Raw genomic sequence first — 16,643 nt, forward strand, 5'->3', positions numbered from 1 at the left:
TCTTGTTTGGAATATAAATAGGAGACAGAAGAGGAGGTACAGAGATGAATATAATGGATTGGACGGAACAGGATGTGAAAGATACGCTGCCGAAACGGGAGGCAGACAGCCATAAAGGAACGTTCGGGACGGCGTTATTGCTGGCCGGGAGCGATGACATGCCGGGAGCCGCCCTTCTGGCCGGATTGGGCGCGATGAGAAGCGGTGTCGGCAAGCTCGTCATCGGTACATCGGCAGGCGTCATTCCGCTCATCGTCCCGGTGCTGCCGGAAGCGACGTACTGGCGTGACGGCTGGAAAAAAGCCGCGGCGTGCCAGCCCGGGGAAACCATCCGGGCCGCTGCCATCGGGCCGGGCCTTCCTCAAACAGACGAAGTGCAGCAGGCGGCTGATCAGCTGCTTTCTGCCGATTATCCCGTCATACTGGACGCGGGCGCCATTACGAAAAGAACCTATCCAAAGAGGAAAGCCCCCGTGATCTTGACGCCTCATCCCGGCGAATTTTCCAGAATGACAGACCTTTCGATTCAAGAGATTCAGCAGAACAGAGCGGGATATGCCGCGGAATGGGCGGAGCGGCTTCATGCCACGATTGTCCTGAAAGGAAACGAAACCATTATCGCTTTTCCCGACGGGGAATGCCGCAGGAATACAACCGGAAACGGCGCGCTTGCAAAAGGCGGGACCGGCGACACGCTGACGGGAATGATTCTCGGCATGCTGTGCTGTCATCAAGACCCGAAACATGCCGTATTGAACGCCGTCCGCCTTCACGGCGAATGTGCGGAATTATGGACGAAAGAGCGCTCCGCCCATACCTTATTGGCGCACGAACTTTCTGAACTGCTGCCGCGTGTATGGAAGGAATATGAATAAAGAAAAGGCGTCTTCATAGGGAAGGCGCCTCTTTTTGTTTTACCCTTGATTTCATCAGGACATAATACAGCAGCGACGGAACGGCCAGGCCGATGACCCAGGCAATGTCGCCTCCGCCGAATATTTCAGCGAGCGGCCCGATGTAAAAGGATGTATTGATGAACGGGATTTCTAATATAATCGACAAAACGAAGGCGGCCGCTGTAATCCAATTGACCCTGCCGTATTGCCCGTTGACGTCAAACATCGATTTGACGTGGTATTTTCCGCGGCGGATAAAATAGTAATCCACGAGGTTGATCGCCGTCCATGGAATTAAGAAATAACTGATGAAAAAGATGAAATTTAAAAACAGTTCCATGAAATTGCTTTGGCCCAAGAGACTTAATACAGTACCCGCTGCCGTCACACAAAGGATCATTACCACTCTCGTTTTCGGCGTCACCTTCAGTTTTAAAAACGGCTCCAAAGTAGTCGTGGTTGACATAAAGGCTCCGTATAAATTAAAGACGTTGATCGCCATTTGTCCGAACAGGACGATGATCAGCATAATAAAGGAAAACGGACCGAACAATCGGACAATCTCATTTCCCGCATTAGCGGTAAATTCCGGGAGCGCCGTCGTCAAAATGGCGCCGAGAAGCATCATCCAGATGGAACTGACTGACGTACCTGCGTAGCTGTACCAAAAGGTATGCGATGCCGGTGTTTTGACCGGCAGATAACGGGAATAATCTGCGACATATGGCGCATATGCCAGCTGCCATGTGGCCACCGCGCTGACCGCCACTAGAAAAACAGGCAGATCTAATGAGCCGGGCACCCAGCTTCCTGAAGGAATCGGCAGTTGAAAAATAAGAATCGTTGCAGCAAAAAAAACGGCAAAGGAGGTCCAAGAGAGGATTTTCTGCATTTTGTGAATCAGATCATGACCGTAGATCGTGAGTAAAAAACAGATGGCGCTTAAGCCGATAATACACCATGAAGCCGGAATCGGTACAAAGCTGCTCAATGTACCGGCTGCGAGAATCGTACTGCTCGCAAAGAAGCCCAGGTAGATAAACATGACCAAAAAGAGGGGCAGAATCGCTCCGATCACGCCGAATTGCGCGCGGCTTTGAATCATTTGCGGAATTCCGAGCTGAGGTCCTTGTGCGGAATGAGACGCCATAAAGATTGCGCCGATAAAGGTCCCGATAATAATGGCGGCGATACTCCAAAAGAGATCGAGTCCCATTGTAACGGGCAGTGTGCCTGTGACTAACGTCGTAATATGCATATTAGCCCCGAACCAGACGGGGAATAAATCTTTAGCCTTTCCGTGTCTTTCGTCATGCGGAATATGTTCAATCGTTCGCCTTTCTACTTTCAATAGATAATCTCCTCCGTATGTTCTTCTTTAACATAAAAACATAGCTTAACAGATTGACCTGCCGTTTACAAATTCCAGCATGCAGGAAAAACATTGTAAAGCCTCGCTGACAGCCGTTCAAAAGTTTTTTTGGAAAACGGAACAAACACTGCCGCCAAAGCGATTTGCCAGGGTTTAAAAGGCATGGATATGCTTACGGACTAATATGTATTAAGGAGAAATGTGTCAATCTTTTGACGAATGGAGCCATTATTCGTTAAGCTGAAAGAATAGTTTACTTTGTGTAAATTTCATTAATGAAAAGGGGATGGATGATATGTGTACAAGTCTTACATTGAAAACGACAGACGGTAATCACCTATTGGCGCGAACGATGGATTTTGCATTTCAGCTCGGTACGGACGTCGTGCTTTACCCTCGTCAGTACAGCTGGAAAAGCGAAGCTGACGGCAGGATGCATAAGACGAAATACGCATTTATCGGCATGGGGAGAAATCTCGGCAATGTTCTGTTTGCCGACGGCGTAAATGAAAAGGGGCTGTCGTGTGCGACGCTGTATTTTCCGGGCTTTGCGGGATACGAGAAAGCGGAACGGGAGGGCACCTGTCACATCGCTCCTCATGAGTTTGTCACCTGGGCCTTATCAAACTGTGAATCTCTTGAAGACATAAAGGAAAAGCTCTCAATGCTGACGATTGTAGAGAAGAAGTTAATGTTATTGGATACGGTGCTGCCTCTTCATTGGATTTTATCAGACCGCACGGGCGGCTGCATTGTCATCGAGCCGACACCGGAGGGAATGAAAGTATATGACAACAAACCCGGAGTGATGACCAACAGTCCGGAATTTCCTTGGCATGTGACCAATCTGCGCCATTATATCGGAATCAGGCCGCAGCAGTCAGAAAGCAAAACATTGGGCGGAATGACATTAACCGCTTTCGGCCAAGGATCTGGAACGATCGGGCTTCCCGGTGATTACACGCCGCCATCCCGATTCATCAGAGCCGCTTATCTGAAAGAGCATTTAGAGCCTGCCGCTCATGAAACGGATGGCGTTACGGCCGCTTTTCACGTGCTGTCCAATGTGAATATTCCAAAAGGCGCGGTGATCACAGAGGAGAATGAAATTGATTATACGCAGTATACGTCGGTCATGTGCTGTGACAGCGGGAACTACTACTTTCATCTGTACGACAACCGGCAGATTCACAAAGTAAGTTTATTCCATGAAGATCTTGAACGTCCGGAGCCGAAAGTATTTGCGGCCGCGGCGGAGCAGAATATACAGGAGCTGAATTAGCCAAAAAAAAAACAGGACGCGATTGTCCTGTTTTTTTATTTAATACGGATCAGACGGATGGCTTTCCTGTTCAGCCTGCTTTGCAGCCTGTTCCGTATCAGTAGTGCCGATCGGCCCGTTGCTGTTGTTTTCGGAAACCTTTTTCAGCCCTTCCGCAACACGTTTTCCGTAGTCCGGATCAGCTTTTGTGAAATTCTCAATCATTTGATCCTGAATGTCTTTCCGGCAGGAAGAAAGCGTATTGACCAAGTTTGTGATCAATTCGTTCCGTTCAAATTCCGAAAATCTGCGGTATGTTTCTCCGGCTTGGCCGAAATTATTCGACCGGTCGATCGCTTCCCGCTTCACATCGCCTTCGACATGAGGTGTATGGTCTTTCCCATCCTGCTTTGCTTCGTTGAGTCCTCCCATAATGGACGGCTCATAGTTGACGTGCGGGTTTTGTCCTTCTGCCCGATCGACCCGATACTGCATTTGCCCGCCTTCCTGGTTGGTGGCGACATGCTTTTTCGGCGAGTTGATCGGAAGCTGCAGGTAATTTGCACCGACCCGGTACCGCTGGGTATCTGAATAGGCGAATGTCCGCCCCTGAAGTAATTTGTCATCTGAAAAATCAAGGCCGTCCACAAGCACGCCCGTTCCGAATGAGGCCTGTTCCACCTCGGCATGGTAGTTTTCCGGGTTTTTGTTCAGAACCAATTTACCGATCGGCTTCCAAGGGAAATCGTCTTTATACCACAGCTTGGTCGGATCAAGCGGATCAAAATCCAGCTCGGGGTGTTCGTCATCAGTCATGATTTGCGCATACACTTCCCATTCAGGGTAATCGCCTTTTTCAATCGCTTCATACAAATCCTGTGTCGCATGGTTAAAGTTTTTCCCCTGAATCTCTTCCGCTTCCTTCTGTGTCAGGTTGCGGATGCCTTGTTTCGGTTCAAAGTGATATTTGACGAGCACGGCTTTTCCTTCTTCATTGACCCATTTGTAGGCATGGACGCCTGAGCCCTGCATCTGCCGGTAGTTGGCCGGGATGCCCCACGGCGAAAACAAGAAAGTGATCATATGAGTCGCTTCGGGTGATTGGGAAATGAAGTCGAAAATACGCTCGCCGTCCTGAATGTTCGTAACGGGATCAGGCTGAAATGCGTGCACAAGATCCGGGAACTTCAGCGGATCACGGATAAAAAAGATTTTCAGGTTGTTGCCGACCAGATCCCAGTTGCCGTCTTCGGTATAAAGCTTAACGGCAAAACCCCGGGGATCACGCAATGTTTCCGGGGAATGCTTTCCGTGGTTGACGGTAGAAAACCGCACAAACGCCGGAGTTTTCGTTCCTTTCTTTTGAAACACTTTCGCTCTTGTGTATTTAGAAATCTCCTCGTCTCCAAAACTTCCGTACGCCTCAAAGTATCCGTGTGCGCCGGCGCCGCGCGCGTGAACGACGCGCTCGGGAATCCGTTCGCGGTCAAAGTGGCTGATTTTCTCCAAAAAATCATAATTCTCCAATGTCGTCGGTCCTCTATTGCCGACTGTCCTGACATTCTGGTTGTCAGTGACCGGATGGCCCTGCCGGTTTGTCAGCGTGTCTTCTGACTCGCCTTTACCGGTCGTCTTACTGGAAAGCGTTTCTTCGCTGTTTTTGTTATTTTCCATTGTTGAACCCTCCTTTTTGAACGGTAACAATATGCCCAGCAGAGCCGTTTTTTAAAACCGATTTTCAAAAGAAGCGGTTATTCCGCGATCGGCGTCAAAGATCCGCCGTTCCATATTTCGCCCTTGTTCAGTGTCCAGCTGTTTTGATAAAGGCTTTGCGCGCCTTGATTGGCCGCCGGACTTAATTGTTCATCCCATGTCAAAAAGTACGTGGTCTCGGGATACTTTTGCCTGATCGCATTGATAAAAGCAGCATAATCAAAGCTTCCGATATTGCCGGACGGACCGGTTTCGGCAAAGGCAAACGGTTTTTTCAGAGACAGCATTTCATCATAGCCTGATATCGCATACGGATCAGTGAAGTAAGCGTCCAGACCGGTAATATCCACATAAGATGAGCCTGGGTAGAAGTCTGTTTTAAAGTCTCTGTTGGCATCCGGCGAATACACCCACAAAAGGTTATCCAATCCTCTTGTCTCTGTCATATAGCGGTATATCTTCTTGTAAAGCTCTTTGTACAGCGAGATTCTTTCCGTGTCTTTTTGGTTGTAGCCTGTCAGCCCCCACCAGAACCACTCGCCGTTCATTTCGTGAAGCGGCCTGAACAGAACGGTGACGCCTTGATTTTTCAGCTGAGTAAGGCCGTCGGCGATTTTGCTGAGCAGCGCCTCAAGCCGTTTTCCTTCAACAGTTGAAGGGTCCAGGATGTTTTTGTACTGGCTGTTTGAGATGGCCGTTTTATAGTTTCCGGATGGAAAAGCCGGATTTGCGAGATGCAGGCTGACCTGAGGGAGGCCGCCGCTTTTCCAGTATGAGATTAAGCTGCTGTTGCAGCTGTAATCGATAGAATCGGTGATATCCGCTGTTTCCAGCCATCCTCTCCCATAGTCACAGCCGTAGATGGCGGGAGACTGTCCCGTCGCGTTTTTCAAGCGGTTTTCCTCTGTCATTGAAAAAGTGACATCGCTGTACCCGCCGAACGCACCGGACATGACCCTGTTTTCTGAACGGTTGGGCAGGTGCGCCAGCCAGTTCATGATATCTTTTGTCGTCTGCTGGGCATTTGGGTTGACGGGATAAACGGTGTGAGCCGATATCGGACTGGCGGCTCCTAAGAGTAATAAAACGATAGACAGGCAGACTGCTAACTTTTTGAGCATAAAAAAGACCTCCTGATTTTTAAGATGATGAAGGATGTGAAACGATAACCTCACAATCTCCTTCTATAACAAAATCTCCGGAATCCGCCGGCACGATAAAGTGATCGCCTTTGTGAATGGGGCATCCATCCAGTTCTCCGCGTCCTTTAATGACGCTTGCGAGTAAATAACGGCCGGGTGCGGGGAATGATGCTTTCCCGCTCACATCCCATTGATAAACTGAAAAGAAAGGTGTTTCGGCAAGTGTTGTAATAAGAGCATTTCCGATCCGATGCTTTGTGCTTTTTACATTTTCATCGGTATGCGGAATACTTGTTACGTCAATTGCTTTCTGAAGATGAAGCTCGCGTTTATTCCCGTTCCCATCCGTCCGGTCATAGTCGTAAAGCCGGTAGGTGGCATCAGAGCTTTGCTGGATTTCAAGAACGAGCGTACCTTCACATAAAGCGTGCAGTGTGCCGCTCGGGACATAGAAAAAGTCGCCGGGCTTAATGGGGATGCGGCGGAGCAGGTGATCCCACTCGTTTCGTTCAATGAGCCGAACGAAGTCTTCTCTCGTTTGGGCGCGGTGCCCTAAAATGAGCTCCGCGTCTTTTTTGCAGTCCAATATGTACCAGCATTCCGTTTTTCCGAGTTCTCCGTTTTCATGCCGATGTGCATATGCGTCATCCGGATGAACCTGTACGGATAAGTCCATATTTGCGTCGAGAATTTTTGTGAGCAGGGGAAAGGCTTCTTCTTTCGGATGCCCGAACAGGTCAGGGTGTTCATTCCAGAGACGATGTAATGATGTTCCGGAAAAAGGCCCGTTCCGCAAGATGGATGTGCCGTGCGGATGAGCTGAAATCGCCCAGCACTCTCCCGTCCGCTCAGAAGGAATTTCATACCCGAATGTATCGCGCAGCTTCGTCCCGCCCCATAATCTTTCTTTAAAAACCGGTTCCAAAAATAAGAGTTTCGTCATTTTTCCGCCTCCCGGTTTGCCGCCTCTAATGCGCGCTCCGCCAATACGAGCGAACCGGCCGCTCCGGAGTGAATGCCTAATTGAGGGGGGACGATGCGGTTTTCAATGTCGGGCAGATCAATATATTGATTCAGCCGCTTTTTTACGTGCTGACGGATAGAAGAGAACAGCTGCCGCTGCTTCATGACGCCTCCGCCGAGAATAATCTTTTCCGGCGAAAGTATGAGAATATACTGCACAAGCGCTTCGGCAATATAATAGCCTTCAAGCTCCCACACTTCCTGCTGATCCGTGAGCAGAACTGCTTTTTTCCCCCAGCGTTTCTCAATGGCGGGGCCTGCCGCGAGGCCTTCCAGGCAATCTGTATGGTAAGGGCAATTGCCTTTGTAGCCGTCGTCCGGATGTCTTCTGACATAAATGTGGCCCATTTCAGGATGAGACAGCCCTTGAACAAATCTGCCGTTCATAATGGCGCCCGCGCCGATGCCTGTGCCGACCGTCAAATAGAGGCAGCTGTCCGCGTTTTTGGCCGCGCCGAAAGAAGCTTCTCCAAGCGCCGCCGCATTAACGTCGGTGGTGAAGCCTGCGGGAATATCCAGAGCGCTTTTGATCGTTTGAAGAATAGGGCAGTTCCGCCAGGCTGTCTTCGGCGTCGCGGTGATGCACCCGTATGTTTGACTGTCGGGACGGATATCAATCGGCCCGAACGACCCGATGCCGATGGCGTCTATCGGGAAATCTTTAAAGTAACGGATCACCTGTCTGAGTGTGTCATCCGGTTCTCCCGTCGGAAACTCTACTCTGTCCAGAATGGTGCCGTCTCTTTGTCCGGCGGCACAGACAAATTTCGTGCCGCCGGCTTCAATACCTCCAAGCATGGCCGTCCCTCCTCATCTGTTAAAATCCGTTTTGATCGGAAACGGCTTTGAACCAGCGGCCGCTTTTTTTGACGGTCCGTTCGCCCCCGTTTTCCAGATTGACAGATACAAAGCCGTAGCGGTTTTTATAAGCATTTGTCCAAGACCAGTTGTCCATGAAAGTCCACAGGTGATAGCCTTTTACATTTGAACCTTCTCCGATGGCCCGATGCACCCATTTCAGATGTTCCTGGATAAATTCAATCCTGTAATCATCCTGAATGATGCCGTTTTCATCGCGGAAGCGTTCCTCGCCTTCTACTCCCATGCCGTTCTCAGAAATAAAACACTCGATATTTCCGTAATGTTCTCTGAGATTTGTGAGAATGTCGTAGATTCCTTTTTCGTAAATTTCCCACCCGCGGTGAGGGTTCATTTTACGGCCGGGCATGACATACGGATCGAAGAAACGCTCGGGCAGGAAAGGGGCATGCGGATTCGGAACATGTTCTTTTGCCTTGACGCGCCTCGGCTGGTAGTAGTTCACGCCTAAGAGGTCAACCGTATGCTCCTGAATGAGGCGGAGATCTTCTTTCTCATAATGCGGCAGAAAGCCTTCCGCCTTGAGAATCTCGACAAGCTCCTCAGGAAATTCGCCCTTTACGGCGGGATCTAAAAATGAGCGGTTGAAAAAGGCGTCGGCAATCCGGGACGCTTTCAGATCTTCAGGATGTGAGCTTCTCGGATAAGAAGGCGTCAGATTCAGAATGATTCCGATTTGTCCGTCCTGTTTCAATTCTCTGTAGGCTTTGACAGCCCTTGCATTCGACAGCAGGGTATGGAAGCCGGCCTGCACCGCTTCTTGAAAATTAACGTGATTCGGGTAGTGAAAGTCGTATAAGTAGCCGCCTTCAATCGGCACAATCGGCTCGTTGTGAGTGAACCATTTTTTCACCTTGTCACCGAATAGCGAAAAGCATGTTTTGGCGTAATGTTCAAACGCGTCAACGGTGTTCCGGCTGACCCAGCCCCCCTTACGCTGAAGGGCGAGCGGCATGTCAAAGTGAAACAAATTGACAAACGGCTCAATGTGATGGGCAAGCATTTCATCGATGACGTCCTGATAAAACGCGACCGCTTTCTGATTGACCTCGCCAGTTCCGTCCGGAATCAATCTTGACCAGGAAATAGACAGCCGGAAGGAGTTATGGCCGATTTCTTTCATCAGCCGGATATCCTCCTTGTATTGATCGTAAAAACATGACGTGTCGCCGGGGCCGACGCCGTTAAAAAAACGGCTCGGCTCTTTTTCATACCAGTAATCCCATATGTTTTGGCTTTTTCCGTCTCTGTCAGCGGCGCCTTCTGTTTGGGTGGCGGAGGCGGAAGACCCCCACCAGAATCCTTCCGGAAAACGATATTGAATATTTGATTCAGTCAATTGATTTCTCTCCCTTACTGCGATTTTGATTACATACTCATGCTGTCATCCCGGGCATGCTGCTCGGTCTCAGCTTCTTTTTCCTTTGCCATGTTTAATTTGTCCAGCGCTTTAAGAAACGGGAACCAGATGACAAACACAATACAGAGGTTGACCAGCTGCATAATGCCGCCCATGACGGAATTGGTCGCCATAATCCCGTTAATGAAAAGGGGGACGGTCCAAGGCACGGTCACGCCGGTAGGAGGGGGCACGATCCCCGCCGACATGGCCAGGTAGGTGACAAGGGTGACAACCATCGGTGCGATGACCCACGGAATGATAATGATCGGGTTCATCACGATCGGCAAACCGAAAATAACCGGCTCATTGACGTTGAAAATGCCCGGCGCGAGACCGAGTTTGGATATCTGTTTCATCTGTTTGCTTTTCATAAAAAGCAAGATGGCGATCACTATGGCCAATGTCATTCCGGTTCCGCCCATTCCGACGGTGTAAATCTCCATAAACGGCTTAGAAATAATATGGGGAATCTCTTTTCCCGCTGTATACGCAGCCAAATTTTCGACCTGTAATGTATTCCAAATCGGGTCCATCACGGAATTGATAATGATTTGTCCGTGAAGTCCGAAAAACCATAAAATCTGAATAAAGAAAACAGCGATTAATGTAGGAATGATGCCGCTTCCAAGTCCGACAAGCGGGGCTTGAACCGTATGATAAATGACATCATGCAGATTGGTGTGAAAGATCTGGGTGACAGCCGCATTGATCAAGAGGAAGACGGTAAGCGTGATAAAAGCCGGGATCAATGCGGCGAACGATTTAGCAACAGCCGGAGGAACACCGGCAGGCATCTTAATCGTTAAGTTTCTCTGGACGATTCTTCTGTAGATTTCACCTGACAAAAAAGCGGTAATCATGCCGAGAAACATTCCTTTTGCTCCAAGCCGGTCAACCGGAATGACGCCTGCGACCGCTTTGCCCGTTTCCGGCTCTAAAACGAACGGGGTGAGCAGCAGAAAAGAAACCAATGCGATCGCTCCGCCGAATACGGCCTCCACATCGTAGCTTTTGGAAAGGTAATAGCCGATCCCGAAGACGACAAAAATGGACATGATCCCCATCGTCGCCGTCGAAGCGCCGCCAAATCCGGATTGAAAGACAGACAGTGCGGAGCTGCTCATGATTTTGTTTAAAAACGGCAGGTTCGTCAGCACGACGAACACCGAACCGAAAATGGTCAGCGGAAACGCCAGCATAAAAGCATCCCGTAAGACTTGCAAGTAGCGGTTATTGTTTAATTTGCCCGCGATCGGAACAAGGAATTGGCTGATTTTCTCAAACACGTCTTCACCCCCGGCTTTCTATAAATTTTTCGATTGAAATAAGTCGAGCATTTCTTTAACGAGCTCTTTCATAGAAAGCGCTGACATTAAGTGGTCTTCGGCATGCATAAAAAGCAGAGAGACATCCGTCTTGGCGCCGCCGGCTTCTTTTTGAATCATCTGAAAATGGATGTCGTGCGCTTTCCCCAGTTCTTCTTCAGCCTTTGTCAGAAAGGTGTCTGACTCATCTGGCCGGCCGTCTTTATAAGCGCGTATCGATTGAATAATACAGCTGCGGGCATTACCGCTGTGAAGAATCAGCTGAAAACTGATCTGTTCATCCGTGTACGTTTCCATGCTTATCGCCTCCTTTATTTGTTCTCAATCAAGGCAACGGCCTGTTCGTATGCTTTTTTGCCGTCTCCCATGCCGTAAGCCATCATGTCAATCACATCAACGGTGATGTGAAGCGGGTCCGCCTCTTTCTGAAGCTCACCTTTTAAAAAACTCATCTGCGGGCCGATCAGTACGACGTCTGCATCTTTCATCGCTTCTTTTGCTTTATCCTGTCCGACTGCCCAAATCTCGGCTTCCTCACCGATGGAGCGGGCGTAATTCTGCATTTTCGTAACAAGAAGGCTGGTGGACATGCCTGAGCTGCAGGCTAATAAAATTCTTTTCATGAGAATCCCTTCTTTCATAAAGTTAAAACGTTTTCATGAATATTATAATCTTTTGAATTTAAATGTCTATACTTTTAAAATATAAAAGTTTTACTTTTCGGATTTTTGACACAAAAAAACCTTTTAAGATTCAACTTAAAAGGTTTTTCATCTCAAGCGAGCCATAACAGCCATAAATAAAGTCCGATCAGGGTGATGAATAACGTCGGAATGGTTAATATCAGACCTGTCTTGAAATACATTCCCCAGGAAATTTTCACGTTTTTCCGGCTCAGCACGTGGAGCCATAACAATGTCGCCAGCGATCCGATCGGCGTGATTTTCGGCCCAAGGTCCGAACCGATAACATTCGCGTAAATCAATGCTTCTCTCATCAGCCCGTGAGTGTCCGTTCCGCTGATGGCTATGGCGTCAATCATCACCGTCGGCAGGTTATTCATAACGGAGGACAGGATCGCAGCGATAAACCCCATCCCGAGTGTGCCCGCAAACAGTCCGTGATCCGCCGCTTTCTGTATAAGCTGAGAAAGAAAATCCGTCAGTCCGGCATTCCGCAAGCCGTACACGACAACATACATGCCGACAGAAAAAAACACGATGGCCCACGGGGCGTCCTTGATGACTTGTTTCGCAGGGACGGCGGGGCTTCGCTGCGCCAGAATGAGAAAAATGACCGCGATGGAGCCGGCAACGAAGGACACAGGGATCGACAGCAGCGCACTGACGAAATACCCAATCAATAAAACGGCCAGGACACCCCATGATAACCGGAAAAGGCGTTCATCCTTAATCGCGGATGCCGGATGTTTCACAAGACCGGTGTCATACCGTTTCGGAATGTTTTTTCTGAAATAGAGATACAGCACCAAAATGCTTGCCGCCAGAGAAAAAAGGTTGGGCACCAGCATGCGTGATGCATATTCAATGTACCCGATATGAAAGTAATCGGCGGATACAATATTGACCAAATTGCTTACAACGAGCGGAAGCGAGGTGGTGTCGGCGATGAATCCTCCGGCGATAATAAACGGAAAAACCAGCTTTTCAGGTAAATTCAAAGCCCGCACCATCGCCAGTACGATCGGCGTCAAAATGAGCGCCGCTCCGTCATTGGCAAACAGGGCGGAGACAACAGCCCCTAAGACCGACACATAGAGAAACATCCGCAGCCCGCTGCCTTTGGCCGCCATGGCCATATGCAGCGCGGCCCACTCAAAAAAACCGATGCTGTCAAGAATCAATGAAATGATAATAATGGCGATAAAGGCAAGTGTCGCATTCCAGACGATTCCCGTCACTTCCGCGATATCGTGCAGGCTGACTGCTCCGGCGATCAAAGCGAGGACCGCTCCGCCGCAGGCAGACCAGCCGATTGATACATGTTTCGGCTGCCATATGACAAACACAAGTGTCAGCACAAAAATCAGCGCTGATAAAACCGCAACTCCCAAGAATATATCCCCCTTACCGGCATGTAACAGTGACTTCTTTTTGCCGCAATGTCTGTAAAACTTCGTCCTTTTCATCTATCTGCTGCAAAATCGAGCAAACCAGCGCGTATTCCGGACCGGACGGATGAATGGCATAGTACCGCCACTGGCCCTCGCGTCTTTCCCGCACAAGGCCGGCGTTCTTTAATTTCCGCAAGTGCTGGCTGATGCCGGGCTGACTTATATCAAAAATAGCCGTCAGCTCGCAGACACAATATTCCTTATCCTCCAGAAGCTTCAGCATCAAAAGCCTCGTCGGGTCGCTTAGAAGCTTGAGGCACTGGCTGATCCCTCCGGAACTTAAAGCATGATGCCGCCGTTCCATGCGCTCACTCCTTTTTCACACTATTATATAAGCGGTTGTTTATATAAGTAAACGACAATATAAAAAAGCCGGCCTTGCACTTTTTGCAAAACCGGCTCATGTTTATTTTTGGAACATTTTTTTCGCTTCATCCATTGCTAATTTATTTCCCAGTGCTGAATAATCAAGCCAAGGCTGATCGGCAATTTTATAGACGTGGTTTGCTTTCACGGCCTTCAGCCCTTTCCATACAGCGCTTTTTTGCAATTCTTTATAGGCTTGCTGTGACTTGTCGTCTCTGTTAACGACGACGAAAATCGCATCTGCGTTGTAATCAGGCAGCACTTCTTGAGAAATGACTTCATAAGGGCGGGAGGTGTTCATTTCTTTAATGCCGTCAGCCGGTTTCAGCTTCAGATCGTCAAACAGAATCGGTCCCATCGGGCGGCGTGTGCTGAAGACGCGAAGCTCTTTTGCGTTCACGCGGATCGCCATGACTTTGGCGTTTTTCCCTAATTCCTTATTTATCATGGATTTGACTTGTTTTGTTTCATCTTCGTAATCTTGAATAAACGTTTTCGCTTCTTTTTCACGCTTGACGATTTTTCCGATGTCTTTTAAATGATCGCGCCATGTGCCTTTATCAAGGTCGAAAACGTGTGTGTTTCCGACTTTCTTGTATTTTGACACATCTTTTCCCGCAAATTCTTTATCAAGATAAATGTTGTCAGGGTTCAGCTCAAGTAAAGCTTCCATATCCGGATCTGAGGCAGGGCCGAGTTTTTTCGTGTCTTTCAGCTGATTTTTCACATGAGGGAGAAAATCTTTTAATTCTCCGCCCACGACGGAACCGGCAGGTGTAACGCCGAGAGCCAGCAGATCATTTGTCAGGTGAATGGACATCGAAGCGATTTTATGATCGCCGGATTTCTTTTTTGACTCCGGCTGTGTTGAATCGGATTGGCAGGCAGCCAGTAAGAAAATACACATGAAACTGACGAGCGCAATTATTTTTTTCATGGGAATACTCCTTGTTTTATGATTTGATTTTCATGACGAGATAGAGAAAATACGGCGCGCCGATGGCTGCCGCAACCACGCCGGCCGGAATGGCGTTCGGCTGAAACAAAGACCGGCCGATGGTGTCTGCCGCGACAAGAATGACAAGTCCGATTAATCCTGCAATCGGAATAATATGCTGATGCATGGTACCGACGAGCCGTCTTGCCAAGTGAGGGGCGGCAAAGCCGATAAAGCCGATTCCGCCGGCCATCGCGACGCTCGCGCAGGACAAGCCGACCGCTATGGCGATCAGCATGATCCTTTTTCTCTGCACGTGTGCGCCGAGCCCCGCGGCTGCCTGGTCACCGAGCATTAAAATATTCAAAGAGCGGGCGTTCAGCCATGCAAGCGGTGCGAGAATGCCGATCCAGGGCAATAGCGACCACACGTGAATCCAATCCCTGCCCCAGACGTTTCCCACCAGCCAGCGGGAAGCGAATGTATAAGTTTCTTCATTCAGGCGCAGCGACATAAACAATGTAACGGCGCTGAAGCCCGCGGAAACGGCGATCCCGACTAACAGCATACGGATCGTTAAAAAACCGTTCAGCCTGTCGTACGTAAGCACTACAATCAGCAGGGCGGCGAGTGTTCCGCCCGCAAACGTAAACAGCGGGATGAACATCGACGCCTGCGCCTCCAGGGAATGAAAGAATGTGATATACATCATCAAACCGAAGGAAGCGCCGGCATGCAGTCCGAGAATGCCCGGATCGGCAAGCGGATTTCGGGATACACCCTGCAAAATAGCGCCCGACACTCCTAAACCGATGCCGGCCAGCATCGTCACCAGAATCCGGGGAAGCCGGTAATCGAATAAAACGGTTGTGCTTTGAAACGTGCCGTATCCGAACAGCGTTTTTCCCACGGTGAGAGGAGAAAGCCGGAATGAGCCCGTATGCAGCCCGATCAGAATCATGCAAACGGCGATGACCAGCAGAATGAGTCCTGCCGCCGCCGCTTTTTTTGTTTCTTTCTGTACTTTCATTTATAAGTCTCTCCCTTCCTTGCGGGCAATATAAAGAAAGAAAGGGACACCGACAAGTGCGACCATAATGCCTATCGCCAATTCCCTCGGGGGACTGACCGTGCGCGAGGCCAGGTCGGCCAAAATCAATAGAATCGCGCCGAGTAACGCGGACATCGGAATAATCAGCCTGTACGTAACGCCGACGATCTTTCGCGCGATATGGGGAATGACCAGCCCGACGAAGCCGATCGCGCCCGCAGCGGAAACAGACACACCGGCAAGAACGACGGCGATCATTAATCCGGCGGCACGCGTCAGAGCCGTGTTCACCCCTAAATTCGCCGCCACGTCATTTCCCATTGAGAGAAGGGTGACGGACCGGCCCATGAATGTCGCGAGAATGATGAAGACCGCAATCACGGGAACAAGGACTTGTAAATGAGCCCACTTGATCCCTGACACCCCGCCGGCGTACCAGAAGGCCAAATCCTGGCTTAAATCGTAATAAATCGCCACACCGGTACTGAGTGAATGTAAAAGAGCGGCCACGACCGCCCCGGCAAGCGTCACCTTTAAAGGTGTCATGCTGCCTTTTCCCGCCGCACTGATAAAGAAAATCAAGCCGGTGCTTGCCAGTGCTCCCAAAAATGACATCACCATCAGCAGGGCGTATGACAAATGAGGGAAAAAAGCAAAGCTGAGCGCAACAACAAACATGGCGCCCGCGTTTACGCCTAAGACACCCGAATCGGCAAGCGGGTTTCTCGTGACACCCTGCATGAGGGCGCCGGCTGCAGCAAAAGCGGCTCCTGTAACGGCCGCCCCGAGCACCCTCGGAAGACGCAATTCATGAATGATCTGCTGGCCCGTTATGTTCGGATTGTAATCAGCAACAGCCGACCAAACCGTATGTAAAGTAATGTCTTTCGCGCCGAATGAGACAGCGAAAAAAATAGATACAAGCAGCCCGATCACCGCGATCAGGAAGAAAACCCCGTTTTTTAAGATGCTGATCAGACGGTTTGCGGACGTGACAGAATCGCTCAAAAATCAATTCACCTACTTTTATGATCATTGTCCGGTATTTATTGAATGTGAGAATCATTTTCATTTGAACCATCATATTATACCGAGCTGATTTTCAAAACGCAATAGAGCGTTCAACAATGATGTCCTTTTTT

The 16,643-nt window shown here is 49.4% G+C and carries 16 protein-coding genes; 2 read left to right on the plus strand and 14 right to left on the minus strand.

Features of this window, described 5'->3' with window-relative positions; all coding sequences use genetic code 11:
* The first annotated feature begins 44 nt into the window (after window positions 1-44).
* Window positions 45-875 (plus strand): NAD(P)H-hydrate dehydratase, encoded by an 831-nt coding sequence (locus K3G25_RS11495; RefSeq protein WP_232489312.1) that lies wholly within the window; start codon window positions 45-47, stop codon window positions 873-875.
* 13 nt (window positions 876-888) lie between these two features.
* Here the strand turns inward: K3G25_RS11495 and K3G25_RS11500 are convergent, their stop codons facing one another.
* On the minus strand, window positions 889-2,247 hold the full coding sequence (locus K3G25_RS11500; RefSeq protein WP_014419229.1) for a purine-cytosine permease family protein: 1,359 nt from the start codon (window positions 2,245-2,247) through the stop codon (window positions 889-891).
* A gap of 316 nt (window positions 2,248-2,563) precedes the next feature.
* On the opposite strand from K3G25_RS11500, the gene K3G25_RS11505 reads away from it, so the two are divergent.
* Entirely contained in the window at window positions 2,564-3,550 is a 987-nt protein-coding gene (locus K3G25_RS11505; protein WP_014419228.1) for a penicillin V amidase, read from the plus strand.
* Window positions 3,551-3,589: 39 nt separating this feature from the next.
* On the opposite strand, the gene katX is transcribed toward K3G25_RS11505, so the two are convergent.
* The 13 genes from katX to K3G25_RS11570 all read right to left on the minus strand — a co-directional run bounded on the left by katX (window position 3,590) and on the right by K3G25_RS11570 (window position 16,479).
* On the minus strand, window positions 3,590-5,203 hold the full coding sequence (gene katX / locus K3G25_RS11510; RefSeq protein WP_022553975.1) for a catalase KatX: 1,614 nt from the start codon (window positions 5,201-5,203) through the stop codon (window positions 3,590-3,592).
* A gap of 77 nt (window positions 5,204-5,280) precedes the next feature.
* On the minus strand, window positions 5,281-6,363 hold the full coding sequence (locus K3G25_RS11515) for a mannan endo-1,4-beta-mannosidase (protein WP_095060350.1): 1,083 nt from the start codon (window positions 6,361-6,363) through the stop codon (window positions 5,281-5,283).
* A gap of 19 nt (window positions 6,364-6,382) precedes the next feature.
* Window positions 6,383-7,327 carry a mannose-6-phosphate isomerase, class I gene (gene manA / locus K3G25_RS11520; RefSeq protein ID WP_232489313.1) on the minus strand — a complete coding sequence of 315 codons (945 nt, stop codon included), beginning with the start codon at window positions 7,325-7,327 and terminating at the stop codon, window positions 6,383-6,385.
* Window positions 7,324-8,205 carry an ROK family protein gene (locus tag K3G25_RS11525; protein WP_232489314.1) on the minus strand — a complete coding sequence of 294 codons (882 nt, stop codon included), beginning with the start codon at window positions 8,203-8,205 and terminating at the stop codon, window positions 7,324-7,326. Before K3G25_RS11525 ends, manA begins: the two co-directional genes overlap by 4 nt.
* Window positions 8,206-8,224: 19 nt before the next feature.
* Window positions 8,225-9,625, minus strand: coding sequence for a glycoside hydrolase family 1 protein (locus K3G25_RS11530; RefSeq protein WP_095060344.1), 1,401 nt, complete (start codon window positions 9,623-9,625; stop codon window positions 8,225-8,227).
* A gap of 29 nt (window positions 9,626-9,654) precedes the next feature.
* A complete protein-coding gene (celB, locus tag K3G25_RS11535) occupies window positions 9,655-10,974 on the minus strand; it encodes a PTS cellobiose transporter subunit IIC (protein ID WP_021494724.1) in 1,320 nt (439 codons plus the stop codon).
* 18 nt (window positions 10,975-10,992) lie between these two features.
* Complete coding sequence (locus tag K3G25_RS11540; protein ID WP_003150849.1) at window positions 10,993-11,310, minus strand: PTS lactose/cellobiose transporter subunit IIA; 318 nt, start codon at window positions 11,308-11,310, stop codon at window positions 10,993-10,995.
* A gap of 14 nt (window positions 11,311-11,324) precedes the next feature.
* Window positions 11,325-11,636, minus strand: a complete 312-nt coding sequence (locus K3G25_RS11545; protein WP_007614670.1) for a PTS sugar transporter subunit IIB — start codon at window positions 11,634-11,636, stop codon at window positions 11,325-11,327.
* A 152-nt stretch (window positions 11,637-11,788) separates the two neighbouring features.
* Window positions 11,789-13,087: an arsenic transporter gene (locus K3G25_RS11550; RefSeq protein WP_072176906.1), complete on the minus strand. Its 1,299-nt coding sequence runs from the start codon at window positions 13,085-13,087 to the stop codon at window positions 11,789-11,791.
* Between the two features lie 13 nt (window positions 13,088-13,100).
* On the minus strand, window positions 13,101-13,451 hold the full coding sequence (locus K3G25_RS11555) for an ArsR/SmtB family transcription factor (protein ID WP_014419219.1): 351 nt from the start codon (window positions 13,449-13,451) through the stop codon (window positions 13,101-13,103).
* A 102-nt stretch (window positions 13,452-13,553) separates the two neighbouring features.
* Window positions 13,554-14,450, minus strand: a complete 897-nt coding sequence (locus K3G25_RS11560; RefSeq protein WP_232489315.1) for an ABC transporter substrate-binding protein — start codon at window positions 14,448-14,450, stop codon at window positions 13,554-13,556.
* A 16-nt stretch (window positions 14,451-14,466) separates the two neighbouring features.
* Window positions 14,467-15,480 carry a FecCD family ABC transporter permease gene (locus K3G25_RS11565; protein ID WP_021494727.1) on the minus strand — a complete coding sequence of 338 codons (1,014 nt, stop codon included), beginning with the start codon at window positions 15,478-15,480 and terminating at the stop codon, window positions 14,467-14,469.
* Window positions 15,481-16,479 carry a FecCD family ABC transporter permease gene (locus K3G25_RS11570; protein ID WP_042635747.1) on the minus strand — a complete coding sequence of 333 codons (999 nt, stop codon included), beginning with the start codon at window positions 16,477-16,479 and terminating at the stop codon, window positions 15,481-15,483. It lies immediately after the preceding gene.
* Window positions 16,480-16,643 lie beyond the last annotated feature (164 nt).

It is taken from the genome of Bacillus sp. FCW2 (genome assembly GCF_021228595.1).
In the GTDB taxonomy this organism is placed as follows: Bacteria; Bacillota; Bacilli; order Bacillales; family Bacillaceae; genus Bacillus; species Bacillus velezensis.

What these genes read in the sequence shown, in the direction of transcription:
- K3G25_RS11505 (WP_014419228.1), top strand. Translation starts at nt 2,564, where the DNA reads ATGTGTACAAGTCTTACATTGAAAACGACAGACGGTAATCACCTATTG.
- K3G25_RS11540 (WP_003150849.1), bottom strand. Translation starts at nt 11,310, where the DNA reads ATGGAAACGTACACGGATGAACAGATCAGTTTTCAGCTGATTCTTCAC.
- K3G25_RS11565 (WP_021494727.1), bottom strand. Translation starts at nt 15,480, where the DNA reads ATGAAAGTACAGAAAGAAACAAAAAAAGCGGCGGCGGCAGGACTCATT.
- K3G25_RS11515 (WP_095060350.1), bottom strand. Translation starts at nt 6,363, where the DNA reads ATGCTCAAAAAGTTAGCAGTCTGCCTGTCTATCGTTTTATTACTCTTA.
- K3G25_RS11495 (WP_232489312.1), top strand. Translation starts at nt 45, where the DNA reads ATGAATATAATGGATTGGACGGAACAGGATGTGAAAGATACGCTGCCG.
- K3G25_RS11525 (WP_232489314.1), bottom strand. Translation starts at nt 8,205, where the DNA reads ATGCTTGGAGGTATTGAAGCCGGCGGCACGAAATTTGTCTGTGCCGCC.
- katX (WP_022553975.1), bottom strand. Translation starts at nt 5,203, where the DNA reads ATGGAAAATAACAAAAACAGCGAAGAAACGCTTTCCAGTAAGACGACC.
- K3G25_RS11555 (WP_014419219.1), bottom strand. Translation starts at nt 13,451, where the DNA reads ATGGAACGGCGGCATCATGCTTTAAGTTCCGGAGGGATCAGCCAGTGC.
- K3G25_RS11545 (WP_007614670.1), bottom strand. Translation starts at nt 11,636, where the DNA reads ATGAAAAGAATTTTATTAGCCTGCAGCTCAGGCATGTCCACCAGCCTT.
- manA (WP_232489313.1), bottom strand. Translation starts at nt 7,327, where the DNA reads ATGACGAAACTCTTATTTTTGGAACCGGTTTTTAAAGAAAGATTATGG.
- K3G25_RS11560 (WP_232489315.1), bottom strand. Translation starts at nt 14,450, where the DNA reads ATGAAAAAAATAATTGCGCTCGTCAGTTTCATGTGTATTTTCTTACTG.